The organism is Caballeronia eucalypticola (assembly GCF_047608185.1).
In the GTDB taxonomy this organism is placed as follows: domain Bacteria; phylum Pseudomonadota; class Gammaproteobacteria; order Burkholderiales; family Burkholderiaceae; genus Caballeronia.
The window spans coordinates 1-25,407 of record NZ_JBLKRU010000001.1; the positions used below are offsets into that span (position 1 = coordinate 1).

At 60.6% G+C, this 25,407-nt stretch carries 25 protein-coding genes; 18 read left to right on the forward strand and 7 right to left on the reverse strand.

Features of this window, described 5'->3' with window-relative positions; genetic code table 11:
* Positions 1-33: 33 nt before the first annotated feature.
* The gene (locus tag ACMX25_RS00005) at positions 34-1,056 is read right to left on the reverse strand and encodes an IS3 family transposase (RefSeq protein ID WP_414947539.1); all 1,023 of its coding nucleotides are present in this window, start codon (positions 1,054-1,056) and stop codon (positions 34-36) included.
* A gap of 26 nt (positions 1,057-1,082) precedes the next feature.
* On the reverse strand, positions 1,083-1,592 hold the full coding sequence (locus tag ACMX25_RS00010) for a hypothetical protein (protein ID WP_414947540.1): 510 nt from the start codon (positions 1,590-1,592) through the stop codon (positions 1,083-1,085).
* A gap of 552 nt (positions 1,593-2,144) precedes the next feature.
* Between ACMX25_RS00010 and ACMX25_RS00015 the strand changes: the two genes are divergently transcribed.
* The 6 genes from ACMX25_RS00015 to ACMX25_RS00040 all read left to right on the forward strand — a co-directional run bounded on the left by ACMX25_RS00015 (position 2,145) and on the right by ACMX25_RS00040 (position 7,803).
* Entirely contained in the window at positions 2,145-2,930 is a 786-nt protein-coding gene (locus tag ACMX25_RS00015) for an enoyl-CoA hydratase/isomerase family protein (RefSeq protein ID WP_414947922.1), read from the forward strand.
* Between the two features lie 65 nt (positions 2,931-2,995).
* Positions 2,996-4,357, forward strand: a complete 1,362-nt coding sequence (gene bioA, locus ACMX25_RS00020) for an adenosylmethionine--8-amino-7-oxononanoate transaminase (RefSeq protein ID WP_414947541.1) — start codon at positions 2,996-2,998, stop codon at positions 4,355-4,357.
* Positions 4,354-5,586 (forward strand): 8-amino-7-oxononanoate synthase, encoded by a 1,233-nt coding sequence (bioF, locus tag ACMX25_RS00025; protein ID WP_414947542.1) that lies wholly within the window; start codon positions 4,354-4,356, stop codon positions 5,584-5,586. The genes bioA and bioF overlap by 4 nt, the downstream gene beginning before the upstream one ends.
* Entirely contained in the window at positions 5,583-6,308 is a 726-nt protein-coding gene (gene bioD / locus ACMX25_RS00030) for a dethiobiotin synthase (RefSeq protein ID WP_414947543.1), read from the forward strand. The genes bioF and bioD overlap by 4 nt, the downstream gene beginning before the upstream one ends.
* A gap of 35 nt (positions 6,309-6,343) precedes the next feature.
* Entirely contained in the window at positions 6,344-7,405 is a 1,062-nt protein-coding gene (gene bioB, locus ACMX25_RS00035; RefSeq protein WP_414947544.1) for a biotin synthase BioB, read from the forward strand.
* A 164-nt stretch (positions 7,406-7,569) separates the two neighbouring features.
* The gene (locus ACMX25_RS00040; RefSeq protein ID WP_414947545.1) at positions 7,570-7,803 is read left to right on the forward strand and encodes a hypothetical protein; all 234 of its coding nucleotides are present in this window, start codon (positions 7,570-7,572) and stop codon (positions 7,801-7,803) included.
* Positions 7,804-7,824: 21 nt separating this feature from the next.
* Here the strand turns inward: ACMX25_RS00040 and ACMX25_RS00045 are convergent, their stop codons facing one another.
* Both ACMX25_RS00045 and ACMX25_RS00050 read right to left on the reverse strand, forming a co-directional pair.
* Complete coding sequence (locus ACMX25_RS00045) at positions 7,825-8,841, reverse strand: sulfate ABC transporter substrate-binding protein (RefSeq protein WP_414947546.1); 1,017 nt, start codon at positions 8,839-8,841, stop codon at positions 7,825-7,827.
* 84 nt (positions 8,842-8,925) lie between these two features.
* Entirely contained in the window at positions 8,926-9,546 is a 621-nt protein-coding gene (locus ACMX25_RS00050; RefSeq protein ID WP_414947548.1) for an RBBP9/YdeN family alpha/beta hydrolase, read from the reverse strand.
* A 268-nt stretch (positions 9,547-9,814) separates the two neighbouring features.
* Between ACMX25_RS00050 and ACMX25_RS00055 the strand changes: the two genes are divergently transcribed.
* The 5 genes from ACMX25_RS00055 to ACMX25_RS00075 are packed head-to-tail and all read left to right on the forward strand — an operon-like array spanning position 9,815 to position 13,756.
* Positions 9,815-10,756, forward strand: a complete 942-nt coding sequence (locus tag ACMX25_RS00055; RefSeq protein WP_414947549.1) for a 2-hydroxyacid dehydrogenase — start codon at positions 9,815-9,817, stop codon at positions 10,754-10,756.
* Between the two features lie 32 nt (positions 10,757-10,788).
* Positions 10,789-11,712: a hydroxymethylglutaryl-CoA lyase gene (locus tag ACMX25_RS00060; RefSeq protein WP_414947550.1), complete on the forward strand. Its 924-nt coding sequence runs from the start codon at positions 10,789-10,791 to the stop codon at positions 11,710-11,712.
* Between the two features lie 30 nt (positions 11,713-11,742).
* Positions 11,743-12,246: a YbaK/EbsC family protein gene (locus tag ACMX25_RS00065; protein ID WP_414947551.1), complete on the forward strand. Its 504-nt coding sequence runs from the start codon at positions 11,743-11,745 to the stop codon at positions 12,244-12,246.
* A 38-nt stretch (positions 12,247-12,284) separates the two neighbouring features.
* The gene (locus ACMX25_RS00070) at positions 12,285-12,842 is read left to right on the forward strand and encodes a DUF1289 domain-containing protein (protein WP_414947923.1); all 558 of its coding nucleotides are present in this window, start codon (positions 12,285-12,287) and stop codon (positions 12,840-12,842) included.
* A complete protein-coding gene (locus ACMX25_RS00075) occupies positions 12,839-13,756 on the forward strand; it encodes an MBL fold metallo-hydrolase (RefSeq protein WP_414947552.1) in 918 nt (305 codons plus the stop codon). Before ACMX25_RS00070 ends, ACMX25_RS00075 begins: the two co-directional genes overlap by 4 nt.
* Positions 13,757-13,966: 210 nt before the next feature.
* Here the strand turns inward: ACMX25_RS00075 and ACMX25_RS00080 are convergent, their stop codons facing one another.
* Entirely contained in the window at positions 13,967-14,860 is an 894-nt protein-coding gene (locus ACMX25_RS00080) for an alpha/beta fold hydrolase (RefSeq protein WP_414947553.1), read from the reverse strand.
* Positions 14,861-15,157: 297 nt separating this feature from the next.
* On the opposite strand from ACMX25_RS00080, the gene ACMX25_RS00085 reads away from it, so the two are divergent.
* A complete protein-coding gene (locus ACMX25_RS00085; RefSeq protein WP_414947554.1) occupies positions 15,158-16,132 on the forward strand; it encodes an NAD(P)H-dependent flavin oxidoreductase in 975 nt (324 codons plus the stop codon).
* A 110-nt stretch (positions 16,133-16,242) separates the two neighbouring features.
* Here ACMX25_RS00085 and ACMX25_RS00090 read toward each other — a convergent pair whose 3' ends face one another.
* Both ACMX25_RS00090 and ACMX25_RS00095 read right to left on the reverse strand, forming a co-directional pair.
* Positions 16,243-17,265, reverse strand: a complete 1,023-nt coding sequence (locus ACMX25_RS00090) for a porin (RefSeq protein WP_414947924.1) — start codon at positions 17,263-17,265, stop codon at positions 16,243-16,245.
* Between the two features lie 723 nt (positions 17,266-17,988).
* Entirely contained in the window at positions 17,989-18,432 is a 444-nt protein-coding gene (locus tag ACMX25_RS00095; protein ID WP_414947555.1) for a hypothetical protein, read from the reverse strand.
* Positions 18,433-18,966: 534 nt separating this feature from the next.
* On the opposite strand from ACMX25_RS00095, the gene ACMX25_RS00100 reads away from it, so the two are divergent.
* The 6 genes from ACMX25_RS00100 (at position 18,967) to ACMX25_RS00125 (ending at position 25,388) form a co-directional block, all read left to right on the forward strand.
* On the forward strand, positions 18,967-19,989 hold the full coding sequence (locus tag ACMX25_RS00100) for a bile acid:sodium symporter family protein (protein ID WP_414947556.1): 1,023 nt from the start codon (positions 18,967-18,969) through the stop codon (positions 19,987-19,989).
* Positions 19,990-20,364: 375 nt separating this feature from the next.
* On the forward strand, positions 20,365-21,408 hold the full coding sequence (locus tag ACMX25_RS00105; protein WP_414947557.1) for an acyl-CoA dehydrogenase: 1,044 nt from the start codon (positions 20,365-20,367) through the stop codon (positions 21,406-21,408).
* A complete protein-coding gene (locus tag ACMX25_RS00110; protein WP_414947558.1) occupies positions 21,396-22,172 on the forward strand; it encodes a PIG-L deacetylase family protein in 777 nt (258 codons plus the stop codon). The genes ACMX25_RS00105 and ACMX25_RS00110 overlap by 13 nt, the downstream gene beginning before the upstream one ends.
* Positions 22,173-22,216: 44 nt before the next feature.
* Positions 22,217-22,819: an SAM-dependent methyltransferase gene (locus ACMX25_RS00115; protein ID WP_414947559.1), complete on the forward strand. Its 603-nt coding sequence runs from the start codon at positions 22,217-22,219 to the stop codon at positions 22,817-22,819.
* A 257-nt stretch (positions 22,820-23,076) separates the two neighbouring features.
* The gene (locus ACMX25_RS00120) at positions 23,077-24,102 is read left to right on the forward strand and encodes a LacI family DNA-binding transcriptional regulator (RefSeq protein WP_414947560.1); all 1,026 of its coding nucleotides are present in this window, start codon (positions 23,077-23,079) and stop codon (positions 24,100-24,102) included.
* Positions 24,099-25,388: an AGE family epimerase/isomerase gene (locus tag ACMX25_RS00125; protein ID WP_414947561.1), complete on the forward strand. Its 1,290-nt coding sequence runs from the start codon at positions 24,099-24,101 to the stop codon at positions 25,386-25,388. The genes ACMX25_RS00120 and ACMX25_RS00125 overlap by 4 nt, the downstream gene beginning before the upstream one ends.
* Positions 25,389-25,407: the final 19 nt, after the last annotated feature.

The following is a 25,407-nucleotide window of genomic DNA, read 5'->3' on the forward strand; positions in this document are numbered from 1 at the left end:
CGGTGTGTGTCAAGGTAGTTGTCGCGTGCACCGCTACGCAGCTTCTTTGTATCGGGTAGCCGATTGCTCGGTTCTTTCTGGGTTTAGATAGACCGAGCCTGCGAGTTTCCAGTTGCGCGTGTCGCCCGACCAGCGCGACGGATTGTTTGCCTTGGCTTGCTCGTACACAGCCCGCCGTTTGGTCAGCACCTCGTCTGCTTGTCCATTGTGCCGCTGGCTTGGCGTGACGTATTTCAACCCGCTGTGACAATGTTCGGCGTTGTACCAAGCCACAAACTTCTGCACCCAGACACGCGCCTCATCTAACGTATCAAACGGGCGCTCGGGCCACATCGGACAGTATTTGGCCGTGCGGAACAGCGCCTCGGCGTACGCGTTGTCGTTGCTCACCCGCGGCCGGCTGAACGACGATTCCACACTCAAGTCAGTCATGGTTGCGCGCATCAGTGCCCCCTTCATCGTGCTGCCGTTGTCCGAATGCAGCACGAGAGGACGACCCGCCGTGCCTTCAATCAGACAGGCCTTGCTCAGCAACGCGCTCGCGTGCTCGCCCGATTCCACATCCCAAACCTCGTTGGCCACCAGCATGCGGCTGTAGACGTCCTTCATCATGTACCAGTAAAAATAACGCCCTCGGATCGTGGTGGGCATCCACGTAATATCCCAGCACCACAGCTGATTCGGACCGTCTGCACGATGCGTAGTGGGCGCGCGTCGTTGCGGCACGCTGGCGCGCCCACGTCGCCGACTTAGATTCTCAGCCTTTAATATCCGGTAAAACGTGGACTCCGAACCAAGATAGCGTCCTTCATCGGCCAGCTTCGGCACGATCTGGTGCGGCGTGAGGCTGGCAAACTCCACCCGCAAGGCCGCATCCAGCAGCGCTTGACGTTCGGCGCCACTGAATTTGTTGGGCGGCGAATGGCGACCACTTAACTTCCGCGCGTCTTCGGGCTTGTGCTGCCAACGCTGTACGCTGCGCACGCTCACCCCCAAATGCGCGCTCGCGATCGCACGCCGCGCACCCGCTTGTACCGCTGCATCGATCAACTTCATAGTTTCACTGCGATCCGGGGTGCTGATCAGCCTTCCTCTTTTTTGCCCCAGATCGCATCGGCTTTTTTTAACATCGTCACCAACGCTGCGGCCTCCGCGCGAGCCGCCTCGGTGCGCTTGAGCTGGCGTTCCAACTCTCGAATACGCTTGGCTGCAAGCTTGGCCTGACCCCGTTCAGCCGCACTCAGTTTCGGCTCAAGCGGCACGTTGGCCTGCTCGCAGGCGCCACGCCATTCGCGGATCTGCTCAGGATAAATGCCGTTGGCACGGCCGTAATGAGCGATCTCGGTTTCGCTTAACGATGCAGTCTCCAGCACCACCCTGAACTTCTCGGCGCTCGACCACTGATCGCTCGTCTTGCCATTGCCCGGCATGTATTCCCCTGAGTTACGTAGGTTTCGCGCGTGGCGCCGCCAGGTGTGCAGCGTCACCGTCGTCACACCTGTGGCGCCAGACATCTCAATGACGGCCCGGTTTAAGGGTGGCATCATTTGACGCATCGCCCACTCTTTGAATTCCGTGCTGTAACGCTTCATCTTCCATTCGCTTGCCGCCCCCCAAGTTTGCACCAAAAGTAAATTCGGGTGACGCGACAACTAGCCTGACATGGAGGGCTTTGGACAAAGAAATGACGCGCCGCCACGCGCAGTGGCTAATAGTGATTAAGAAAACAGCTAATACTGAACGCGCGAAGACCTGAAAAGCACCAACCCGGCATTGAACCAGACCGCTAACGCCAGAACCTAGCATCCCGGCATAGATCCGACCGCTAACCCCAAAACCAGTCGGCCCGCCAACCCCACCCCCGAGTGCCAACGAAACCCCACCCCCGAGTGCGAACGAAAGGCCGCCAAAAAGTCCAAACAAAAAACCCCAGCCCGCGCGCCAGCGCAAATAGCCCCAGAACCCGCCCCAGACCCACCACGATAAGCGAAGTTAGCCGCGTCGCCACGCAAACTCCCAAAGCGTCCCACGCCCGCCGGAGGCCTCCGGCCCTCTCAAAATCGAATCCCGCGACAAATTTAGAGATAATTGGTGCTCAGCGAAACACCAAGTCGCGCACATCGAGAAACCCCATGACCGATGCAATGAACCTGCAGCGCCTGAAAGTCACCGTCGACGGCTACGTAGCACGGGTCACGCTCGATCGTCCCGACGTCCGCAACGCCTTCGACGACGCCACCATCGTCGAATTGACCGCAGCGTTCCGCGCGCTCGCCGACGACAACGCCATCCGCGTCATCATCCTCGCCGCCAACGGCCCGGCATTCTGCGCCGGCGCCGACCTCAACTGGATGAAACGCATGGCAACGTACTCGGACGCAGAAAATCGCGCCGACGCACTCGGCCTCGCCACCATGCTCAACACCCTCTACGCCTGCAACAAACCCGTGATCGCGCAAGTCCAAGGCGACGCGTACGCAGGCGGCATGGGCTTGGTCGCCGTCGCCGATATCGCAATTTGCGCGGAATCAGCGCACTTCTGCTTGTCAGAGGCGAAGCTCGGGCTGATGCCCGCCACCATCGCGCCCTACGTGATCCGGGCAATCGGCGCACGCACATCACATCGATACTTCGTGACCGCCGAACGTTTCGATGCCACCGAAGCACTGCGCATCGGCCTCGTGCATCAGGTCGTGTCAGGAGAAGCGCTGGGCGCCACCGTCGATGCAGTCGCCGCAGCAATCGTTGCCAATAGCCCAAACGCCGTGCGCGAATGCAAGCAACTCGTCGTCGATCTGGCGGACAAAGCAATCGATGGAACACTGATCGCGGATACCGCCGACCGTATCGCGCGAATTCGCGCCTCGGACGAAGGGCGCGAAGGCGTGCGCAGTTTTCTGCAAAAGAGCAAGCCGTCGTGGCTTGCCTGAATGTATTCGGGAGCGTTGCCTGAATTCGCCCAAGCGCACGACTGGCCGTTCCCCCTGGAGTCGTTTTGAACCTGAACAAGCAGCCAAAGCCCGCACCCGATGACTGGGTCGCACGCTCGCTACGCGCCGTATGGCACCCGTGTACGCAAATGAAACACCACGAGCGCACGCCGCTCGTGCCCATCGCTCGCGGCAAGGGCGCGTGGCTTTATGACCACGACGGCCATCGTTATCTCGACGCCATCAGCTCCTGGTGGGTCAACCTCTTCGGCCACGCGAATCCTCACATCAATGCTGCGCTGAAAGATCAGCTCGACACGCTCGAACACGCGATGCTCGCCGGTTGCACGCACGAACCCGCCGTCCTGCTCGCCGAGCGTCTGCACGCCCTGACGCAGCACACGCTGGGCCATGCGTTCTTCGCATCTGATGGCGCATCGGCAGTCGAAATTGCCTTGAAGATGAGTTTCCACTTCTGGCGCAACAGCGGCCGCGCGGAGAAACGCGAGTTCGTCTGCCTCGCGAACAGCTATCACGGCGAGACCATCGGCGCACTCGGCGTAACCGACGTCGCGTTGTTCAAGGACGCCTACGATCCGCTGATTCGACATGCGCACGTGGCGACATCGCCGGATGCTCGACAAGCCCGCGAAGGAGAGACCGGGCGGGACGTCGCACAGCGCGCTCTCGCCGATATGAAAACGCTCTTCGACGCCAAAGCCTCGCAACTTGCAGCCGTTATCGTTGAACCGCTGGTTCAATGCGCGGCCGGCATGGCGATGCACGATCCCTCGTATTTGAAGGGCTTGCGTGCTTTGTGCGATGACTACGGCGTACATCTCATCGCCGATGAAATCGCTGTCGGATGTGGTCGCAGCGGCACGTTCTTCGCGTGCGAACAGGCTGCTATCTGGCCAGATTTCTTGTGTTTATCGAAGGGAATCAGTGGTGGATATTTGCCGTTATCCATCGTGCTGACACGCGATAAAATCTACGCCGCCTTCTACGACGACGACATGACGCGCGGGTTCCTCCACTCGCATTCGTACACAGGCAATCCGCTCGCCTGCCGCGCCGCCCTGGCAACGCTCGACCTGTTCGACAGCGCGAATGTGCTTGAAGAGAATCGCCGCAAATCGTCCGTGTTGCGCACTGCGTTCAGTCCGCTTCAAGATCATCCGCATGTCACGAACCTGCGCGAACGCGGCACGATCTTCGCCTTCGATGCTCTTATTGAAGACCCCGCTCAAGCACGCTCGTTCTCGCGGCGTTTCTTCGAAAATGCCTTGAAACACGAGCTATTATTGCGACCGATAGGCAAAACCGTCTACCTGATGCCGCCGTACATTCTCAGCGACGACGAGCTCACGCTGCTCGCCGAACGCACGCGTACTGTCTTCGACGCCACGTTATCGGAGGCTGCATGAGCATCACATCGCGCGCTCTTTTCGACACCCTGAAACAAGGTCTTGCCGATATCGAACGCAACGGTCTGCGCCGTCGTCGCCGTATCGCCGACAGCGCCTGCGCCGCGCACATGACGGTGGACGGACGCGAGATCATCGGCTTTGCGAGCAACGATTACCTCGGTCTCGCCGCGCACGAAACCTTGCGCGAAGCACTCGCGGAAGGCGCGCAAAAATACGGCGCGGGCAGCGGTGGATCGCATCTGCTCGGCGGCCACTCACGCGCGCACGAGAAGCTTGAGGATGACCTCGCGGCGTTCTCCGGCGGTTTCGTCGACCAGCCGCGCGCGCTGTATTTCAGCACCGGCTACATGGCGAACCTCGCGACGCTGACAACGCTCGGCACCTTGGGCACGTCAGGCGGCCGCGACACGCTGATGTTCTGCGACGCGTTGAACCATGCATCGCTGATCGATGGCGCACGTTTGTCGCGTGCGCAAATTCGCATCTATCCTCATGCCGACGCCGAAGCGCTCGGCGCCATGCTCGAGGCATCGGCGAATGAGGGCGGGAATGAGAACGTCACGAAGATCATCGTGACGGATTCGGTCTTCAGCATGGACGGCGACATTGCGCCGCTTGGATCGTTGCTCGAGCTGGCTGAGCGATACGGCGCGTGGCTCGTGGTAGACGATGCCCACGGCTTCGGCGTGCTCGGTCCGCAAGGACGCGGCGCGCTGGCCGAAGCGGCGTTGCACTCGCCGCATCTCGTGTACGTCGGCACGTTGGGCAAGGCAGCGGGCGTGTCAGGCGCCTTCGTGATCGCGCACGAAACGGTGATCGAATGGTTCGTGCAGCGCGCGCGGCCGTACATCTTTACGACGGCATCGGCACCGGCCGTGGCGCACGCGGTATCGGCGAGCCTGAAGATTATCGAAGGGCAGGAAGGTGATCAACGGCGCGCACATCTGGCTACGCTAATCGAGCGCACGCGGGCCATTTTGCAAAACACGCGATGGTCGCCCGTGGATTCGCATACAGCAGTTCAACCGTTGATTATCGGCGGCAATGAAGAGACGCTGAAGCTTGCCGCCGAACTCGATGAATACCGCGTGTGGGTGCCTGCAATCCGGCCGCCGACCGTGCCTGTTGGCACTTCGCGCCTGCGCATTTCGCTGTCAGCCGCGCATAGCCTCGACGACCTCGCCAAGCTCGACGATGCACTGCAAACCCTGAGCAACCGACCATGACCGCGCCGCTCTCACTCTTCGTCACCGGCACCGACACCGAGATCGGGAAGACGCTCGTATCGGCTGCGTTGCTGCATGGTTTCGCTAACCTCGGCCTGCGCGCCGCCGCGATGAAACCCATCGCCGCGGGCGCGTTCGAACGCGATGGCGAGTGGCACAACGAAGACGCCGATCAACTCGATGCCGCCGCGAACGTCGCGTTGCCGCCATCGATACGCACGCCGTTCATGCTTAAGGACGCCGCCGCGCCGCACATTGCAGCGGCGCGCGAGAATGTGTCGCTGGACATTGCGCGGATCGTGGAAGCGCACAAGTTCGCCGTGCAGCAAGCGGACGTGGTCGTGGTAGAAGGCGTGGGCGGATTCCGCGTGCCGCTCACCGATGTCCACGATACCGCCGACCTCGCGTTCGCGTTGAACCTGCCAGTCGTGCTCGTGGTCGGCATGCGCCTCGGCTGCATCAGCCATGCGTTGCTGAGCGCTGAGGCTATCGCGGCGCGGGGGCTGCATCTCGTGGGCTGGGTGGCCAACCAGATCGATCCCGCCATGCTCTTTCCTGCTGAAAATATCGAAGCAATCCGGCTGCGGCTCGACAGTCAATACAATGCGCCGCTGCTCGGCACGATTCCTCGCCTCACGCCGCCGGACGCTCGGACGGCGACGACTTTCATAAATACCTCCCTGCTGCTGGACACGCTTCGTTCAGCCGGCGCGGGCCAGTAAATTATCGTTATCTGCAATACGAAAAGGATCCTCACATGACGCAAGTGCAATCCATCGACAAGACGACTCAACCTGCCGCTCAACCCGCTGCTCTGCAAACGCTGGCTCGCTGGCGCGTGGCGGATATCGTCGCGCTCTACGACCTGCCGTTCAACGACCTGCTGTTTCGCGCCCAGGGCGTGCATCGTGAACACTTCGATGCCAACACGGTTCAGCTCTCCACGCTGCTGTCGATCAAGACCGGCGGCTGCCCGGAAGATTGCGCGTATTGCCCGCAGTCGTCGCATCACGACACGGGCCTGAAGGCCGAAAAGCTGATGGCCGTCGATGACGTCCTGAAGGCGGCAGAAATTGCCAAGGCGAACGGCGCGACGCGTTTTTGCATGGGCGCGGCGTGGCGCAATCCGAAGGACCAGCATTTGGAACCGATCGCCGACATGATTCGCGGCGTGAAGGCGATGGGTCTGGAAACCTGCGTGACGCTAGGCATGCTGGAAGGCCATCAGGCGGCGCGTCTGCGCGATGCCGGGCTGGATTACTACAACCATAACCTCGATACATCGCCGGAGTTCTACGGCCAGATCATCTCGACGCGGACGTACCAGGATCGTCTGGATACGCTTGAACACGTCCGCGATGCCGGTATCAATGTGTGTTGCGGCGGCATTGTCGGCATGGGTGAATCGCGGCGTGAACGCGCTGGATTGATCACGCAACTGGCGAACATGGAGCCGTATCCGGAATCGGTGCCTATCAACAACCTGGTGCAGGTTGAAGGCACGCCGCTGACGGGTACCGCGCCGCTGGATCCGTTCGAATTCGTGCGCACGATCGCGGTTGCGCGCATCACGATGCCGAAGGCAATGGTGCGGTTATCGGCTGGGCGGGAGCAGATGGATGAAGCGCTGCAGGCGCTGTGTTTCCTCGCGGGCGCGAACTCGATTTTCTATGGTGATCAATTGCTGACGACGAGCAATCCGCAGGCTGAAGCCGACAGGAAACTGCTGGAGCGTTTGGGGATGCAAGCGCAAGCGTCACAGCAGTTGGAGGCGGCGGAAGCGTGTGAGGTGAAATGCGGGCACGCGCAGGTGCAGTGACCGGCAAACCAGTTTGCAGTGACGGCGCGGTGAAGCGCTGTTAATGTAAAAAATCCCTCGCGATCGTAAGATTTCGGGGGATTTTATTTTGGATTGTTCCGGCTTCTGCTATTTGTCGCGTAGCAGCGAAAAAACTTGAGTCATTCCCTCGCGTCAGCGGAAAAATGTCGCTTTCCAGCGAAGAAGGAGCCCAACGATCGCGAGAAGTGTCGCCGGGCGTCTTCAGAACCAGCCGTTTTTGTCGCGTAACATCGCAAGAACCGATTGTGCTCGATGCCGCGGCAGGCTGCTCGCGCGACTATGAACGTATCGCGTACGCCCATCATCTGATGGTGCTGGCCGCAAACATGGTCACATCCGAGTGCCGGCTCCTGAAGGAAGAGAGCAATACCTTGTAGGTATTGCCCGGCGCACTTACCTCAATTCTTATCCACAATCACTTGATCGAACGTGCCGCCATCGGAGAAATGGGTTTGCTGGGCTTTCTGCCAGTTGCCGAAAACCTGTTCCACCGTGAACGTCTTGATCGGCTTGAATTCGCTCGTGTGCTTCGCCAGCACCTCGGCGTTACGCGGCCGCAGATGATGTTGCGCGATGATTTCCTGCGCCGCAGGCGTCCACAAATAATCCAGGTACGCCTGCGCTTCCTTGCGCGTCCCGCGCTTGTCCACAACCTTGGCAACCACCGCCACCGGCGGCTCGGCTAACAAACTCACCGACGGATACACCGCGTCGAAATCCTTGCCGCTCGCGCCCTCGTTCATCAACGCGACTTCGTTTTCAAACGTCACGAGCACGTCGCCAATACCGCGTTGCGTGAAGGTCGTCGTAGCGCCTCGGCCTCCCGTATCCAGCACCGGCACGTTCTTGAAGATGGCTTTCTCGAACGCCTGAGCCTGTTCATCGGTTGCGCCTTGCTGCTTCTTGTAACCCCACGCAGCCAGATACGCATAACGCCCATTACCCGATGTCTTCGGATTCGCAATCACGACCTGCACGCCGGAACGCGCGAGATCGCTCCAGTCCTTGATGTTTTTCGGGTTGCCCTTGCGCACGAGGAACACCATGGTGGTCGTGTACGGCACAGCGTTATTCGGCAACAGCGTGCGCCAGTTAGCCGGCACGAGGCCACCGCGCTCGACCAGCAAGTCGATGTCATTCGGCTGGTTCATCGTGACCACGTCGGCCTGCAGCCCCTGCATCACCGACAAAGCCTGCGCACTCGACGCCCCATGCGACTGGCGCACGGAGAGCGTCTCGCCGGTCTTCTTCTTATAGTCGGCGATGAATGCGGTATCGATGTCCTTGTACAACTCGCGCGTGACGTCATACGAGACGTTGAGCAACGCCGTCTCCGCGTGAGCGAACGGTGTGAACGTAGCGAAGGTAGCAACACCCAGCGCCGCGATTGCTGCCCAATGCTTCAAACCCGCCATACATCCCCCGATGATTCGAGTAGTGAGAACCGCTATGAAGCGGCGATTCTATCGAAAAGCCGGGGTTGTAATGCATCGGACAACTCATCCATACGCCGCCTGTTCGATGGGCTCGAGGCGCTCGAACACATCGGGCTGCTCCGTAAAACGCGCGGGGGCCGCGCAATGAATCAGGGTATCGATAAAATATTTTGCGCGCGGCCACGGACCAAAACCCGCAGCCGTATTGATGTGCCCGGAATCGCCGAGATTCACGAACGCGCTGCCGAACTGGCTTGCGAGGCGCATCGCCTGATCGAAGGGTATCCACGGGTCGGTCATGCTGGCAATCAGCACCGATGGCACGCCAAGCCGACGCGGTTCGAACTCCCCCGCGAACTTGAACTTGTCCGGGCTGGCGGGCGCGACAAACAGCACCCCGGCCACGGCGTCGCCCGTCAGCCCCTGTGCGATCGCGTGTGCGGCCGCGAGGCAACCGAAACTGTGCGCGGCAAGAATCACCGGACCACGAACGCTCGTCACTGTATCAGCGACGGATTGCGCCCACGCGTCGAGTTGAGGCGCGTCCCAGTCGTCCTGCTCGACGCGCCTTGATCTTGGCAATTGCCGCTCCAGCCACGTTTGCCAGTGCGCGCCCTCGCTGCCGTGCAAACCCGGGACGGTAACCAGCCGCGGCGGCCAGGCGGATGTGCTGCATGAACTCATGTGAACCTCGCTGCCAGCTCGTAGCCAGCATGGTGAGGAACAATTCTGCTGTGGAAGCGCGCCCGCGCGAACCAAGTTTTCGTCATTTGGTTATCGGAGGCGATCGGGCAGCGATCAGGCTAAATCAGTGGCGTTATCGCCGGCGTTGCGCAGGCTAATCGGCGGAACTACGGCGAAACCGCCGCGAAACCGTAAAATAGGCTTAATTTCGGACACAATTCCACACTCGGTCCGCCTGCCCTTTTCCGCGAACAAACACGAACCTTCGATGAAGATCATTCTCTACGAACACCAAGCCGAGGCTCCGCTTTGGCTCGACGATCTCACCCGCGCGCTTCCCGACGCCGATGTACGCCTGTGGCAGCCCGGCGACAACGCCCCGGCCGACTATGCGGTCGTCTGGCGCGCGCCATCGGCGCTGTTCGCGAACCGGCCGGATCTGAAGGCCGTGTTCAATCTGGGCGCGGGCGTCGATGCAATCCTCGCCGTCGAACGCAAGCAACCCGGCACGCTGCCGCCCAACGCGCTGCTCGTGCGCCTGGAAGATAGCGGCATGGGCCATCAGATGGTCGAATACGCGACCCATGCGGTGCTGCGCTACTTGCGTCGGCTGGACGAATACGATGCGCTCCAGCGTGAACATCGATGGCAAAAACTGCCGCCCTATGCGCTCAAGGACTTCACGGTCGGCGTGCTGGGCCTGGGCGTTCTCGGCGCGCAAGTTTCGCAGGCGCTCGCAGCGTTCGGCATGCCGGTGCGAGGATTCAGCCGTACCACGCGCGATATCGCAGGCGTCAAGACGTTCGCCGGCAACGAGCAGTTCGACGCCTTCCTCGACGGCGTGAGGGTGCTCATCAACCTGCTGCCGCATACGCCGGATACGGAGGGCATCCTGAACCGGCGCACGTTCGAACGGCTCGCACCCGGCGCGTATCTGGTCAATCTGGCGCGTGGTGGGCATCTGGTCGATGACGACCTGCTTCACGCGATGCAAACCGGCCAGATCGCCGCCGCGACGCTCGATGTATTCCACACCGAACCGCTGCCGGACAATCATCCGTTCTGGACCACGCCGCGCCTCACGATCACGCCGCATATCTCGGCGGAAACGCTGCGCGAAGAAAGCATTGAGCAGATCGCGGGCAAGATCATGGCGCTCACGCGCGGCGAGCCGATATCCGGCATAGTCGATGTGAAACGAGGCTATTAAGCAGCTATCAAGGCATTAAAAAGGAGACAGGCATGCTACCCGCCAAAGTAAAGATCGTCGAAGTGGGACCGCGCGACGGCCTGCAGAACGAGAAGGAATTCGTCGCGACCAACGTCAAGGTCGAACTGGTGAACCGGCTCGCGAACGCGGGTCTGCAGAATGTGGAATCGGCATCGTTTGTATCGCCGAAATGGGTGCCGCAAATGGCCGATGGCGCGGCCGTGATGGCCGGTATCGAGCGGCGTCCGGGCACGATTTACTCGGCGCTCACACCGAACCTGCGCGGCTTCGAAGCGGCGCTGGAAGCGAAAGTCGATGAGATCGTCATCTTCGGCGCGGCCAGCGAAGCGTTCTCGCAGAAGAACATCAACTGCAGCATCGCGGAAAGCATCGCGCGCTTCGAACCTGTCGCGAAGGCCGCAAAAGAAGCGGGCTTGCGCGTGCGCGGCAGCATTTCCTGCGCGCTGGGCTGCCCGTACCAGGGCGATGTGCCGGTCGATGCCGTCGTCGATGTCGTGCAGCGCATGAAGGCGCTAGGCTGCGACGAAATCGATATCGCCGACACTATCGGCGTGGGCACGGCGGGCCGCACGCGCGAGGTGATGGCGGCGGTATCGAAGGTGTTCCCGCGCGAACGGCTCTCCGGCCATTTCCACGATACCTACGGCCAGGCGGTCGCGAATATCTATGCGTCGCTGCAGGAAGGCATCGAGATTTTCCACGCCTCCGTGGCAGGACTCGGCGGTTGTCCGTACGCGAAAGGCGCGACCGGCAACGTCGCGACCGAGGACGTGATCTTCCTGCTGAACGGACTCGGTATTCAAACCGGCGTCGATCTCGATCAACTCGTGGATATCGGCGATTTCATTTCGCAGGCGATCGGCAAGCCGAGCGCGTCGCGAGTGGGACGCGCATTGCTCGCGAAGAAGCGCGACGGCGTGACGCCTTGCGTTTGATGACCGGTTTATTTTTTGGATAAATATACGATGAACGAAACACTTGACGCCCTGCCCGAATCCGCTCGCCGCGTGGCGTTGCTGCTGCAGGAACGCGGACACGCCAGTCCTGTCGTGATGCTTGCCGAAACCGGCAAGACATCGGCTGAAGCGGCGGCCGGCCTTGGCTGTTCGGTCGCTCAAATCGCCAAATCGATCCTGTTTCGCCGCAAAAAAGACGACACGCCGGTGCTCGTGATTGCGAGCGGCGTGAATCGCGTCGATGAGAAGAAAGTGGCCGAACGGGTCGGCGAACTCGCCCGCGCCGACGCCAAGTTCGTCCGCGAGAAAACCGGCTACGCAATCGGCGGTGTGTGCCCAATCGGCCATGCCACCACGCCGCTTACGCTCATCGATGAAGACCTGCTCGCGCTCGACAGCCTTTGGGCCGCCGCCGGTCATCCGCACGCGGTGTTCAACCTGACGCCGCAGGAACTGGTCGCGCTGACGGGCGCGCCAGTCGCCGATGTCGCGTTGCGCGAGACGGCGCGATGACCGAGGCCGTTGCATCGCCGTGTATCGATGTCTGCAGGATGAATCCATCGACAGGCCTTTGCGACGGCTGTTTTCGCACGATCGATGAAATAGCGAACTGGTCTTCCTTCGATAACGCGCAAAAGACCGATGTCCTGAAGCAAGCGCAAGCGCGGAAAAAAGCGCCGCGCGTGGTGCGCATCGGCGAGTCCATCACGGCTTCGCTGAGCTTACCGCCCGATTCCATCAAGTCGTTCGCCACGCTGGTGAACGACCTCAACCCGCTGCATCACGACGATGCCTACGCCGAAGCCAGCCGTTTCGGTTCGCTGATCGCGTCGGGCACGCAACCCACGGCGCATTTGATGGCGGTGCTCGCCGCGCATTTTTCCACGTACGCCCAGCCGCTCGGCCTTGAATTCGGCATCAAGCTCACGCGCGCGGTCAAGGCAAACGACGTGCTCGCGATGAGCTGGCAAGTCATCGAAGCGCACTGGAAGCCGAGCTTGAACGGCGATCTCGTGAAGCTGGAAGGGCAGGCGCTGAACCAGCACGGCGAGATCGTGGTCAAGGCGAGCGCGACCATCGTTGTGATGCCGAAAGGCCCGCAACCATGATCACGTTGCCGGCGTCCATGCGGGTGTTTGAGCGCGGCTGGTTATCGTCGAATAACGTGTTTTTTATAGACGGCGCCCGCACAGCACTGGTCGATTCCGGCTACTCGACCCACGCGCCGCAGACGCTTGCGCTCGTTCAGCAAGCGCTAGGGAACGAACGCAATGAACGCACGCTCAACCTGATCGTGAACACGCACCTGCATTCGGACCATTGCGGCGGCAATGCGTTGCTGCAGGCGCATTTCTTCTGCGAGACGCTGATTCCACAAACAGAAGCTGACGCCGTGCGCGAATGGGACGAAGACACACTCACGTTCCGCGCGACCGGGCAGAGCTGCGAGCGTTTCAGTTTCACCGGCACGATTGCGCCGGGAGCGACGCTGCGACTTGGCGGTATCGACTGGTCCGTGCTCGGCGCGCCCGGTCACGATCCGCATTCGCTGATGTTGTATTGCGCCGAGGAGCGCCTGCTGATCAGCGCCGACGCGCTGTGGGAAAACGGCTTCGGCGTGATCTTTCCTGAACTGGAAGGCGAAAGCGGTTTCGCGGAACAACGCGCGGTGCTCGACCTGATCGCCACGCTTGACGTGCGGGCGGTGATCCCCGGCCACGGCGCGCCGTTTACGGAGGTATCGAAGGCGCTGGATATCGCTTTCTCGCGAATCGATTATCTGCGTGCCGATCCGGTGCGCAACGCGAAGAATGCGCTGAAGGTGCTGATCGTGTTCAAGCTGATGGAGTTGCGTTCGATGCCAGTCAGCGCATTATTGCAGCTCGTGGATAACGCCGGAGCAATGCGCGCCGCCGCCAACCTGCTCTCCGATGACCGTCCGGGATTAGTGCGAAAGTATCTCGCCGAACTGGCGGCGAGTGGCGTGCTGAAGGCGGATGGCGAAACGGTGCGCGTGGCGTGAACATAACGGCACGGCACTGAACAACCAAAAGAAAAGCCGCTTGTCGGCTGTCGATTTATCGTCGAACAGCAAGCCCCAAGCGGCGGAATTTTGTTGACGTGATCAGCGCCGATTGCATCGTAGCGCGCTCATTTTTGAGACGCATCGGTGCTTTCCCTACAGACTTATGACAACCAGTTGAACGCGCGATGACGCGCGCACGCTGCGCCCTTATGCGGCCTCTGTTGCCACAAAAAATGCGAGCATTTCCGCGAGCAGTTCGTCGGGGACTTCTTCCGGAATATAGTGGCCCGAAGGCAACGCCCGGCCGCTGACATCGCGCGCGACACGACGCCATTCGACCAATGGCTCGAAGCACTGTTCGATCACGCCTTCCTGCCCCCACAACACCCGCAACGGACACGCGAGCCGGTTGCCGCATTCGATATCGACCCGATCGTGCTCGAGATCGATGCTCGCGGACGCCCGATAGTCCTCGCACATTGCATGCACCGCGCCGGGCTGGCGCAGCGCGTCGCGGTAAGCCTGCAACGCATGGGGCGCAAACGGCGCGAGGCCGGCATGGCGACTGCCCATCACGCGCTCGACATACGCGTCCGGATGCGCGCCGATCAGCAATTCCGGCAGCGGCTCGGGCTGGATCAGGAAGAACCAGTGAAAATAAGCGGTGGCGAACGCGCGATCGGTGGCCTCGTACATGGCGAGCGTCGGGGCGATATCGAGCAGCATCAGGCGGTCGACGGCCGATGGAAAATCCAGCGCCATCCGATGCGCCACGCGCGCGCCGCGATCATGCGCGCAGACCATGAAGTGCTCGAACCCGAAGTGCCGCATGACCGCGACCTGATCAGCGGCCATCGCGCGTTTGGAATAGGGCGTGTGCTGCGCGTCGCTGGGCGGTTTCGCCGATGCGCCGTAACCGCGCAAATCCGTCGCGATAACAGTGAAATGCTGCGCCAGGACGCCCGCCAGCCGATGCCAGATCTCATGCGTCTGCGGATGTCCGTGAAGCAGCAGAAGCGGCGGCCCGTTACCGCCCTTCACGCCGGCAATGTCGAAGCCCGCGGCATCGAAGGTAAACGGCTCGTAGTCTTCGAACGACATGGCGTGATTATTCAGCGTGACGGGAAAAGCATTGTAGGCGTCCGCGGCGAACTAAACTGCTTGCAGGCAGGCGCTTTCGTAGAAGCTGAAGACTTCTTCCAATGTCCGCGATGATCGCGCATCGGAAGATTCGCCTATAATCGAACGGTCGTTCGCATGCTCCGCGTGCGGCGCTTTCGTTAAAGGTTCAAGCAATGCCCAAGTCCGGCAACAATCGCCAGCACGGTTGTTGCGACCCCACGCCAGATGGACGCGCGCGTATCGCCGGCTTTCACATTCAATCAGGAGACTCGTGTCATGGCACTCCCCGCCGCCCTGCAACACCTCGCGCTACCCGTCATTGCTTCGCCCATGTTCATCGTCAGCTATCCCGAGCTCGTGCTCGCGCAATGCAAGGCGGGGATTGTCGGCTCGTTTCCCGCGCTGAACGCGCGGCCGGCCGAGCTGCTCAATGAATGGCTGACGCAGATCAGCGAGGGAATCGAGGCGCATAAGGCGGCGAATCCTGGCGCTCCGGTCGGTCCGGTCGCGGTCAACCAGATCGTGCACCACTCGAACGCGCGGCTCGAGGCGGATGTGCGAGTGTGCGTGGAGCATCGCGTGCCGATCTTCATCACCAGCCTGCGCGCACCGGTCAAGGAAATGATCGACGCCGTGCATAGCTACGGCGGCATCGTTTTACACGACGTGATCAACTTGCGGCACGCCGAGAAGGCGCTGGAAGCGGGCGTCGATGGCTTGATCCTGGTCGCGGCCGGTGCCGGCGGACACGCGGGCATGACGTCGCCGTTCGCGCTGGTGGGAGAAGTGCGGCGTATTTTCGATGGCCCTATCGCGCTGTCCGGCGCTATCGCCAACGGCGGATCGATTCTCGCCGCGCAAGCCATGGGCGCGGATTTCGCGTATATCGGCACACGTTTCATTGCCACGCGCGAGGCGCATGCGCTGGAAGACTACAAGAGTGCGATTGTCGGGTCGAAAGCGGCTGACATCATCTATACGAATCTCTTTACCGGCGTGCACGGCAACTACATTCGTCAGAGCATTCTCAACGCCGGGCTGGATCCGGATGCGCTGCCGGCATCGGATAAAGCAGCGATGAATTTCGGCGATTCAGCGATCAAAGCTAAAGCGTGGAAGGAGATCTGGGGCGCGGGGCAAGGCGTCGGCCTGATGGACGACGTGCCGACGGTCGCGGAACTCGTGTCGCGTCTCAGGCATGAATACGACGATGCCAAGACGCGGCTGGGTATCTCGGCTGATGCGCGATAAAGGAATGCTGCGGAGCGCGTTGTATCGCTGGCGCGGCTGAGAACAAAAACGCCGCTCTCCAAGTTGATAGGGAGCGGCGTTTTGTTTTGCCGAGATCTAAACTTTATCGATCAGAACTTCGTGCGAATGCCTACGCCGTAGGTGTCTCCGCTCGACATGCTCGTGTACTTGTCGTTCAGGTAGGCAGCATAGACGTCCGTGCGCTTGGACAGCGGATAGTCATAGCCGACGGCCCAGCTCTTGTGCGTCTGGTCGAGTCCGCCGTTGCTGCGCGAATACGCGTACGACGCCATCACCGAACCCACGCCGACCGGAATGGTCACGCCGCCCTGGCCCGTGTTGACATGGAACGAACCCTGGTCGATATCGTTGTGCGTGTACATGTACTGAGCGAAGAACTTGACGAACTTCATGTCGTACGACGCACCAAACTGGCCTACGCTCTGGCTCTTGTAACCGGCCACGAAAGACGTCAGGTCACCCGGCGTCTCGCTGAAATTCACGTATTGATACACGCCGGTCGCCGCAAAGGGGCCATGAAAATACAGGAATTGGGCGCTGTATTTCTTCGAGCCTTGATCTCCGGCCTGATTTCCGAAGCTGTACATCGCGCTACCCGACAATCCGCTGAAATCAGGCGTGGTGTATTGAACGGAATTGTCCCAACCTGAATCGCCGACCACACCCTGGTCCGTCGTGTAGGTTGGGAACGTGCTCTGACCGAGGAACACGTGATAAACCATCGGCGAGAACGTGTAGGAATCGATGAACGGGTTAAACAGAATCGTCGATACAAACAACTGCGTGGTCAGCCGGCCAGCGGTAACCGTACCGTACGGCGACTCAATGCCGACATACGAGTTGCGCGCGAAAAATGTGTCGCCCTGGAAACGTCCGTAATTGCCGTTCTGCGCCCGGAAAAAGCTTTCCAACGTGAAGATCGCCTTATAACCGCCACCGAGATCTTCGCTGCCTTTCATTCCCCAGTACGACGTCGACATACCGCCGCCGCCCACATTCCACGCCGTGGCGCTGCCCGGGAATTTAGTGGCGCCCACCCATTCATCGACCTGTCCGTATAACTGGACGCTCGATTGCGCTTGAGCCGAACTGGCGGCAAGCAGGCCGAACATGCTGGCAGTAACGGTAGCCTTGGCCGCGGCCTTCAGCACGCGGTTCACGGGTGGCTTCATGGACTCTCCTGTCGTATTAACGTTAAATCGGGATTCGGCGAGGGGCATTGCCTCGCTTTATCGGACTGTTCTTATAAATGTCCGCTATGCGTGCAGATGGCTTAGAGCGGGACCATCTTTACGGATCATTTTTCTGGACAAAAATAACTTTCCTTATGCCGTCTATAGCGATTTGAATACATTGCGCGTGACGAACTTTTATCGCCCGATGTAACGCGATGTGAAAAGGACGCTTGAGGTAAGGGCCGGCCGGCAATGCGATAGCCCGCGATGCTATATGCCACGGTGCACCCGGGCAATCTGCAATCCGGCAACAATAAAAATGCGATCAGAAACGCTCGCCGAACCCATTGTTAATGCGACTAATTTTGAGAGGAATGGATGCGGGCATCTGGCGACAAGACTGTGGCGGGATTACGTCATTGCGACGCTCGCCATAGACGCGGGAATTGTTTTTTGTTTTGTACTCGCAAGCAAAGATGCGGCGAGGTGAATCATCGGTTGGAAGATTGTGTGGAGATACTTGCGGGGGATGCCTTCGTTCTGAAGCGTAGGGGCGGTGCGGTACGCGTTTCGCCTACGCGCGTGCCGTGCGCGCTTGATTCACGTCGGCACTACGCAAGCGTCCGGCTGTGCGCGGAGCACTTCCGCCGTTCGCCGCCATTAATTCCGATAAGGGGAGTTCGCCTGCGAGCGCGGGTCATCGCCCTGGCGTCCTGACGGACGCGGGCTGCTGCGCTCTTCGTTATAACGGGCGATGTCAGCGCGGATCGATCCGCCGGTGCGCAATTGCGCAGCCTGGTCGGCGCGCGCACCACCGCGCACTTCTGCGCTGATCGGCGTCAAGCCAGAACCTGCTGCAACACGCTGATAACGGAACGGCTGGGCTCCGCTCTCGACCTCGTCCACTCGCATCGCATGGCGATTCACCGAGTTCGCCGAATTTGCCCTCCATTGCCCCTGAGCCTGCCCGGCATTCCGATTAAACGTCCCGCCATTGTTTCCACCGGCGAGAGCCATCGACGCGCACAGCGCCGACGCCGCAACCAGTCCGGCGGCAGCGGCGAGGATCAAGCGAGCGATAGGTCGAAATCGGGTGAGCAACATGTCGATACTGCGAGTTGTCCGACTCTGTTCGAGCGTGTTGGCGGAAAGTGAATACCGCCGGGCATCGCCGATTGGTCATTTGTCGGACCATCAGGCCGGCGTCTCTCAACGCGCGCCTGCTAACCAATCTGTCATTCAATTTATTGTGCCGCGCGACTGGAGTCGAGCCAAAAAGTGTTAGGCCTTCCTGAGGGTTGTAACACCATGTTACTTCACTGTTTTTTGGCTCTTTTTGGGATGGATTCACGAGGCTTCCGTCTTACCAAATTCGTCTTGTTTCGACCGCTGATCGCCGGCTCGCGGAAGGTCATTTTCGGCCCCGCTGCGGGCTTACTCCGGGTACCCAAAACCGACCATTCATGCATTCTAAGAATTAATAGATCACTTAAATGAATTTGCATCTTGAATCGATATGCACGCAAAATAGCGTTAGCGACGCTTTTCGCGCATGTCTATTCGCCTTTTGAACCTTTTAAAGGCAAAAACGTGATCGCCGGAAGTCGTCAAGCACTCTCATGAACATGCGAATCCCTGATGACCCGCCCCAAGTTTCTCCCCGATAACTTCACTCTCGCACTGGTAGGCACGGTCATTCTGGCCAGCCTGCTGCCCTGCCGCGGCGCTGCGGCGGTCGGATTTAACTGGCTGACCAACATTGCCGTCGGACTGTTGTTTTTCTTGCACGGCGCAAAGCTTTCCCGTGAAGCGATTGTGTCGGGCATGACGCACTGGCGTCTGCATATCGTCGTACTGCTCAGCACGTTTGCGTTGTTTCCCTTGCTCGGCCTGGCGTTGAAACCCGTTCTCACACCGCTCGTCACGCCAGCGCTGTACATGGGAATCCTGTTCCTGTGCACGCTGCCGTCCACCGTGCAGTCGTCCATTGCGTTCACATCCATTGCGAAGGGCAATGTGCCGGCGGCGGTTTGCGCCGCTTCGGCGTCGAGCCTGCTCGGCATTTTCATCACGCCCGCGCTGGTCGGCCTCGTGATGACGGACGGTACCGGCCACGCTGGTTCCGCGTGGCACACGGTCGGCAATATCGTGTTGCAATTGCTCGTGCCGTTTATCGCAGGGCAGTTGCTGCGGCCGGTGATCAGCAAATGGCTCGACAAGAATCGCAGCATCCTGCGCTTCGTCGACCAGGGCTCGATCCTGCTGGTCGTGTACGTGGCGTTCAGCGAAGCGGTAAATGAGGGCATCTGGCACACCATTTCCTTGCAAACGCTCGGTGGACTGGTTGTGGTGAACGTAGTCCTGCTGGCGCTCGCGCTTGGAATCACGGCGTTCGCCAGCAAACGGTTGGGCTTCAACCGGGCCGATCAGATCACGATCATCTTTTGCGGATCGAAGAAGAGTCTCGCTTCGGGTATCCCGATGGCGAAGGTGATTTTCGCCTCGCATGCGGTGGGCGCGGTCGTTCTGCCGCTGATGCTCTTTCACCAGATCCAGTTGATGACGTGCGCTGTACTGGCGCAACGCTGGGGCGCCCGTGACACATCGGGTGAGCAGACGGCGCAGCCAGAAGCAGAAGGCGCTGGCGTGCGAGCGCGTTAGGTCCACTGGGACCATTAGGACCGCCAGTGAGCGCTGCGCCCACGCCGCCTCTGGCATAGTAGTGGTGTGAAAACGCGTTGCATGACTGACTCCCCGACTCATATCCAAGCATGAAGCCGCCCTGTGCGGCTTTTTTGCTATTTGGAGCTCATTCAGCCGTTCTGTCGATTCGTCCTGAAGACCTATGACTTGATGCGGCAGCCGGCAACTGCGTTTCGTTTCTCCACAACCCGTTTTCACAACTCCTATGCCGTCTGGCTGACTGGTGGTCGGGCATGTGCCTTGCCACACTTGAGTCCAGAAGCTGTTACTGGCACCAGGTACGGACAACAACATGCCTGACTTCATCCATGCAAGCGGTTAGGAGTGACCACCATGCAACCACTGACCGGCGGGGCCGCGAGCGAATCCATTCTCGAGTCGTTTTTGCGTGACCTCCGTTTCGAGCGCGGCTCGAGCACTGATACGGCCCGCGCGCTTCACGCCCTGATTGATGGCGGCTTTGATCGCCTGCCACTTCCCGGCCACGGCGCCACACTCGAACGCTGGCAAATTCTCGCTGCGGTTGCGGCGTGCGACCTCGCGCTGGTCAAACTGTTCGAAGGCCATACGGACGCGCTCGCGATCATGGCCGAGCTGGGCGAAGCACACGTTCCTGAACGCGGTCAGGCATGGGGGGTTTGGGCAGCTGAACCGCCCACGGCTCGCCTCGCCGCGAGTGCGGCATCCAACGCAAACAGCATCACGTTGCACGGTACGAAGGCCTGGTGTTCCGGAGCGGCCTCGATTACCCATGCTCTCATCACAGCCTGGAACGAAAAGGACGAGCCCATTCTCGCCGCCGTCGATCTCCACCAACCGGGCGTGCGCATCACGCGTGAAGGCTGGATGGCTGTCGGCATGGCGGCGAGCGCGAGCGTAGACGTCCATTTTGATCACGCCAGAGCTATCAGCATCGGTGCGCCGCGCGCCTATCTGGAGCGAGCGGGCTTCTGGCATGGCGGCGGTGGGATCGCGGCATGCTGGTTCGGGGCGGCGGCGGCAATCGGGGAATTCGTGAAACGGGACGCAGGCCGCCGCGCCGATCCGTACAAGCTCGCCCACTTGGGCGCAATTGACACGGCGCTCTCCGGGACCGCCAGCCTGCTGCGCGAAGCGGCAGCACGAATTGATCGCGAGCCGCAATCCGATGCAATGCCGGATGCTTTTCGAGTTCGATTGGCAGCGGAACGTTCAGCGGTTGCGGTCATCGAGCGTGCTGGCCGCGCACTGGGCGCCGCGCCTCTCTGCCGTGACTGTCATTTCGCCAGCCTGATGGCCGATCTACCTGTTTTTATCCGGCAGAGTCATGCCGAACGCGATGAAGCCGCGCTTGCTGAACGACTTATCAATGGGGAATGCGGCACATGGAACCTGTAGTAACTCACTCGGCAAACGCCCGCGCCATCAAGGGAAATGGCACGCCGGAAGCAACTTGGCAAAACTCCGGGCGGCTTTGGAGCCTGCCCGAAGTTGATTCGGCGATCCTCGTGCCGCCCGGATCACGCGCCGTGATTGTTTCGCCACATCCGGATGATGAAATTTTGGGCACGGGCGGCCTGCTCGCCCAATTGTCCGACTTGGGTCGCAAGGTGCTGATCATCGCTGTGACAGACGGTACTGCGAGCCATCCTGCGTCACCGGAATGGCCCGCAGCGAGACTCGCCGCGACTCGGCCGCAAGAAACGCACGAGGCGCTACAACGTCTGCGTATGAAGCATGTCGCGCTGGAGCGACTTCACCTTCCAGACGGCGGCGGAGAAGCGTTCGAATCGGAACTGGCGGAAGCGCTGAAGGCGCGTCTCGAACCGGGCGACATTGTATTTGGAACCTGGCGTTTCGACGGTCATCCCGACCACGAATCGGTCGGCCGGGCCGTGACCGCGGTGGCGGGTGCACTTGACCTGCCGTTCGTAGAAGTCCCCGTGTGGACGTGGCACTGGGCGACGCCCGAAGACTCCCGCGTGCCGTGGAGCCGAGCGCGCCGCATCGTGCTGGATGAAGCAACGCTTGCGCGCAAGATTCACGCGATCCAGGCTTTTCGGAGCCAGATCGAAGCCGACGATTCGTCGGGTCGCGCACCCATCCTGCCCGCGCATGTGCTCGAGCGTCTCACCCGTCCCTACGAGGTCGTGCTGATATGAAGAAGGAACCGAAGCCGCCAGGATCATCCGCGCAGGAATCAACAATGCAAGGGCCGAACGCGCAGGATTATTTCGCCGGTCTCTATGAAGGCAGTGACGACCCCTGGCTGCTTCGCGAACGCTGGTACGAGCGGCGCAAGCGCGCGCTCACGTTGGCGGCCCTCCCCGACGAACGCTACCGTCGCGGGTATGAACCCGGTTGCGCGAACGGCGAACTGACCGTTGAACTGGCCTCCCGATGCAAGAAGCTGCTCGCGGCGGATTTGAATCTGGCTGCGGTCGAACTCACGCGGCAGCGTGTCTCGCATCTTGAGAACGTCCGGGTCGAACAGCGCGCCATGCCTGACGACTGGCCGGATGGCGAGTTCGACCTGATCGTCATCAGCGAGGTGGCGTATTACCTGGATGACGCGCAACTCGCCAAACTTGTCGCGAGGATTGAGGTTTCGCTCGCCGACGGCGGCACGGTGCTCGCCTGCCATTGGCGGCGGCCGATCGAGGGATGGCCGCATTCGGGCGATCATGTACATCGGGAGCTTCGCGCAAAACTCACGCTGCCGCAGTTGTCCTTCTATCAAGACGACGACATGGTGCTTGACGTGTGGTCATCGGATGCGAAATCAACTCATCAGCGAGAAGCACGCTAATGCACACCACCCCGCAGCAAATTGAATCTCTTAGCCGAGGTTTCCCAACACACCTACTAAACAATCAAGCCAACTGCAAGCCTTACCTACAAATGGTTTAGGGGTTTTCTCTAGGTTTTTTCGAGCAGGATTTCACCTCGTTTTACTATACAATCGCCAAAATCGTGCGAACTTGGCGGCGTTAGTAAACACATCACGTGCATAAAACGCGTCATCCGCGAACAACATCCTACCCAACGGCGGAGACGAGAAACCCGATGGCCACAACCATTCGCGATGTCGCGCGCGCAGCCAGTGTGTCGATCGGCACGGTATCGCGGGCGCTTAAAAACCAGCCGGGCTTGTCGGAAACGACGCGTGAGCGCGTGGTCGAAGCAGCGCGACAACTTGGCTACGACGCCGCCCAGCTTCGCACCCGAATCCGGCGCGTCACATTCTTGCTTCATCGCCAGCATAATAATTTTGCGGTCAGCCCGTTCTTTTCCCACGTTCTGCACGGTTTCGAAGAAGCCTGTCGCGAGCGGCGGCTGGTGCCGTCAGTCCTCACGGCCGGTCCCACGCACGATCTCGCCCAGCAAATGCGCCTTCACGCACCCGACGCCGTAGCGGTTGCGGGATTTATCGAGCCGGAGTTGCTGACCCATCTGCGGTCCATGAACCGCCCGGTCGTACTGATCGATTTGCGCGCGCCGGGTTTCCGCTCGGTGAACGTCGACAACGCGCGCGGCGCCGCGCTCGCCATGCAGCATCTATTTGCGCTCGGTCGCAAGCGGATTGCCTTCATTGGCGGATCGCTGGCGCACTACAGCATCTCGCAGCGGGCAATGGGATACCGGCTGGCGTATTTCGAAGCGGGATTGCTCTTTAACCCGACGCTAGAAGTCACCACGCAGCCCGCTATCGACGCCGACATAGCTGCCGCCGACGCAATGGAGCGCCTGATCGCGCAAGCGCGCGCGCAATCCGCGCCGCTGCCCGACGCCGTTTTCGCCTATAACGATGCAGCGGCCCTCGCTGCCATGCGCGTCTGTCTCGCGCACGGTTTGCGGGTGCCGGAAGACATCGCGTTTGTCGGTTTTGACGATATTCCTGCCGCGGCTCAAAGCACGCCGCCGCTCACCACGGTTACGGTCGACAAGGAAGCACTTGGCAGGCGTGGCGTGGAGTTGCTGCTGGAAACCGCTCAGAATCACGATGACGCGAACACAACCGACACGCTCGTGCCCGTGCGCCTGATTCCTCGCGCGAGCTCGGCCATAACACGGACACAGACATCGGTATGAACTCAACCGCTCTGCACGTGGCGGGTTCGGCAGAACCGAACTTTCGAAGCCGCGATTTCCTCCTCGACCACGTTCGCCACACACTTGCGTTCTACGCACGAACCGCCCGCGACGACTCGGGCGGTTTTTTTCATTTTTTCAAGGACGACGGCACGGTCTACGACCGCACCACGCGGCACCTTGTCAGCAGCACGCGCTTCGTCTTCAACCACGCGATGGCCTTTCGTCATTTCGGCGGCCAGCAACATCTGGACAATGCCCGTCACGCGTTCGCGTTCCTGCGCAACGCGCATTGGGACACGGTGAATGAAGGCTACGACTGGGAAATCGAATGGCGCGACGGTGCGAAACGCACACTCGACGGCACGCGGCATTGCTACGGACACGCGTTCGTTTTGCTGGCGTACGCGCACGCGGCAATGGCGGGTATCGATGAAGCCAAACCCTTGATCGATGAAACTTTCCAGCTGATGGACAAGCATTTCTGGGACGCGGGCGCCGGTCTTTACGCCGATGAAGCCACGCCCGACTGGCAGTTGTCGTCGTATCGCGGGCAGAACGCCAACATGCACGCGACCGAAGCGTTGCTGGCCGCGTACGAGGCGACCGGCCACGTGCTGTATCTGGATCGCGCGGAGAAAATTGCCGGCAATATCACGTTGCGCCAGGCGCGGAAGAGCCACGGCCTGGTCTGGGAGCACTTCAACGCCGACTGGTCAGTCGACTGGCATTACAACGAGTCCGACAGTTCCAACATCTTCCGCCCGTGGGGTTTCCAGCCCGGCCACCAGACCGAATGGGCGAAGCTGCTGCTGATCCTGGAGCGGCACCGCGCGTTGCCGTGGCTCGCACCGCGCGCGATCGAACTATTCGACGCCGGTTTCAACCGCGCGTGGGACGACCAGCACGGCGGCCTGTATTACGGCTTCGGCCCGGACAACACCATCTGCGACCACGACAAATACTTCTGGGTGCAGGCCGAGACCTTCGCCACTGCTGCATTGCTCGGCAAGCGAACAGGTCTGGAGCGATTCTGGGATTGCTACGACGAACTCTGGCGTTATAGCTGGGCGCACTTTGTCGATCACGAATATGGCGCGTGGTTCCGCATCCTGACCTGCGACAACCGCAAGTACGGAGACGAAAAGAGCCCCGCCGGCAAGACCGATTACCACACGATGGGCGCGTGCTACGAAGTGCTGAACGCAATCAGCGTAGCGGACGCGCCCCACAGCCGCGACGCAACGAAAACAGCGACGAAAGAAGCAGCGAATGAAGCAAGCTAAAGAAGCGAGCTAAAAAGAC

Coding starts and splice junctions, on each gene's coding strand:
- ACMX25_RS00005 (WP_414947539.1), bottom strand. CDS start 1,056: ATGAAGTTGATCGATGCAGCGGTACAAGCGGGTGCGCGGCGTGCGATC.
- ACMX25_RS00010 (WP_414947540.1), bottom strand. CDS start 1,592: ATGAAGCGTTACAGCACGGAATTCAAAGAGTGGGCGATGCGTCAAATG.
- ACMX25_RS00015 (WP_414947922.1), top strand. CDS start 2,145: ATGAACCTGCAGCGCCTGAAAGTCACCGTCGACGGCTACGTAGCACGG.
- bioF (WP_414947542.1), top strand. CDS start 4,354: ATGAGCATCACATCGCGCGCTCTTTTCGACACCCTGAAACAAGGTCTT.
- bioD (WP_414947543.1), top strand. CDS start 5,583: ATGACCGCGCCGCTCTCACTCTTCGTCACCGGCACCGACACCGAGATC.
- bioB (WP_414947544.1), top strand. CDS start 6,344: ATGACGCAAGTGCAATCCATCGACAAGACGACTCAACCTGCCGCTCAA.
- ACMX25_RS00040 (WP_414947545.1), top strand. CDS start 7,570: ATGTCGCTTTCCAGCGAAGAAGGAGCCCAACGATCGCGAGAAGTGTCG.
- ACMX25_RS00045 (WP_414947546.1), bottom strand. CDS start 8,841: ATGGCGGGTTTGAAGCATTGGGCAGCAATCGCGGCGCTGGGTGTTGCT.
- ACMX25_RS00050 (WP_414947548.1), bottom strand. CDS start 9,546: ATGAGTTCATGCAGCACATCCGCCTGGCCGCCGCGGCTGGTTACCGTC.
- ACMX25_RS00055 (WP_414947549.1), top strand. CDS start 9,815: ATGAAGATCATTCTCTACGAACACCAAGCCGAGGCTCCGCTTTGGCTC.
- ACMX25_RS00060 (WP_414947550.1), top strand. CDS start 10,789: ATGCTACCCGCCAAAGTAAAGATCGTCGAAGTGGGACCGCGCGACGGC.
- ACMX25_RS00065 (WP_414947551.1), top strand. CDS start 11,743: ATGAACGAAACACTTGACGCCCTGCCCGAATCCGCTCGCCGCGTGGCG.
- ACMX25_RS00070 (WP_414947923.1), top strand. CDS start 12,285: ATGAATCCATCGACAGGCCTTTGCGACGGCTGTTTTCGCACGATCGAT.
- ACMX25_RS00075 (WP_414947552.1), top strand. CDS start 12,839: ATGATCACGTTGCCGGCGTCCATGCGGGTGTTTGAGCGCGGCTGGTTA.
- ACMX25_RS00080 (WP_414947553.1), bottom strand. CDS start 14,860: ATGTCGTTCGAAGACTACGAGCCGTTTACCTTCGATGCCGCGGGCTTC.
- ACMX25_RS00085 (WP_414947554.1), top strand. CDS start 15,158: ATGGCACTCCCCGCCGCCCTGCAACACCTCGCGCTACCCGTCATTGCT.
- ACMX25_RS00090 (WP_414947924.1), bottom strand. CDS start 17,265: ATGTTCGGCCTGCTTGCCGCCAGTTCGGCTCAAGCGCAATCGAGCGTC.
- ACMX25_RS00095 (WP_414947555.1), bottom strand. CDS start 18,432: ATGTTGCTCACCCGATTTCGACCTATCGCTCGCTTGATCCTCGCCGCT.
- ACMX25_RS00100 (WP_414947556.1), top strand. CDS start 18,967: ATGACCCGCCCCAAGTTTCTCCCCGATAACTTCACTCTCGCACTGGTA.
- ACMX25_RS00105 (WP_414947557.1), top strand. CDS start 20,365: ATGCAACCACTGACCGGCGGGGCCGCGAGCGAATCCATTCTCGAGTCG.
- ACMX25_RS00110 (WP_414947558.1), top strand. CDS start 21,396: ATGGAACCTGTAGTAACTCACTCGGCAAACGCCCGCGCCATCAAGGGA.
- ACMX25_RS00115 (WP_414947559.1), top strand. CDS start 22,217: ATGCAAGGGCCGAACGCGCAGGATTATTTCGCCGGTCTCTATGAAGGC.
- ACMX25_RS00120 (WP_414947560.1), top strand. CDS start 23,077: ATGGCCACAACCATTCGCGATGTCGCGCGCGCAGCCAGTGTGTCGATC.
- ACMX25_RS00125 (WP_414947561.1), top strand. CDS start 24,099: ATGAACTCAACCGCTCTGCACGTGGCGGGTTCGGCAGAACCGAACTTT.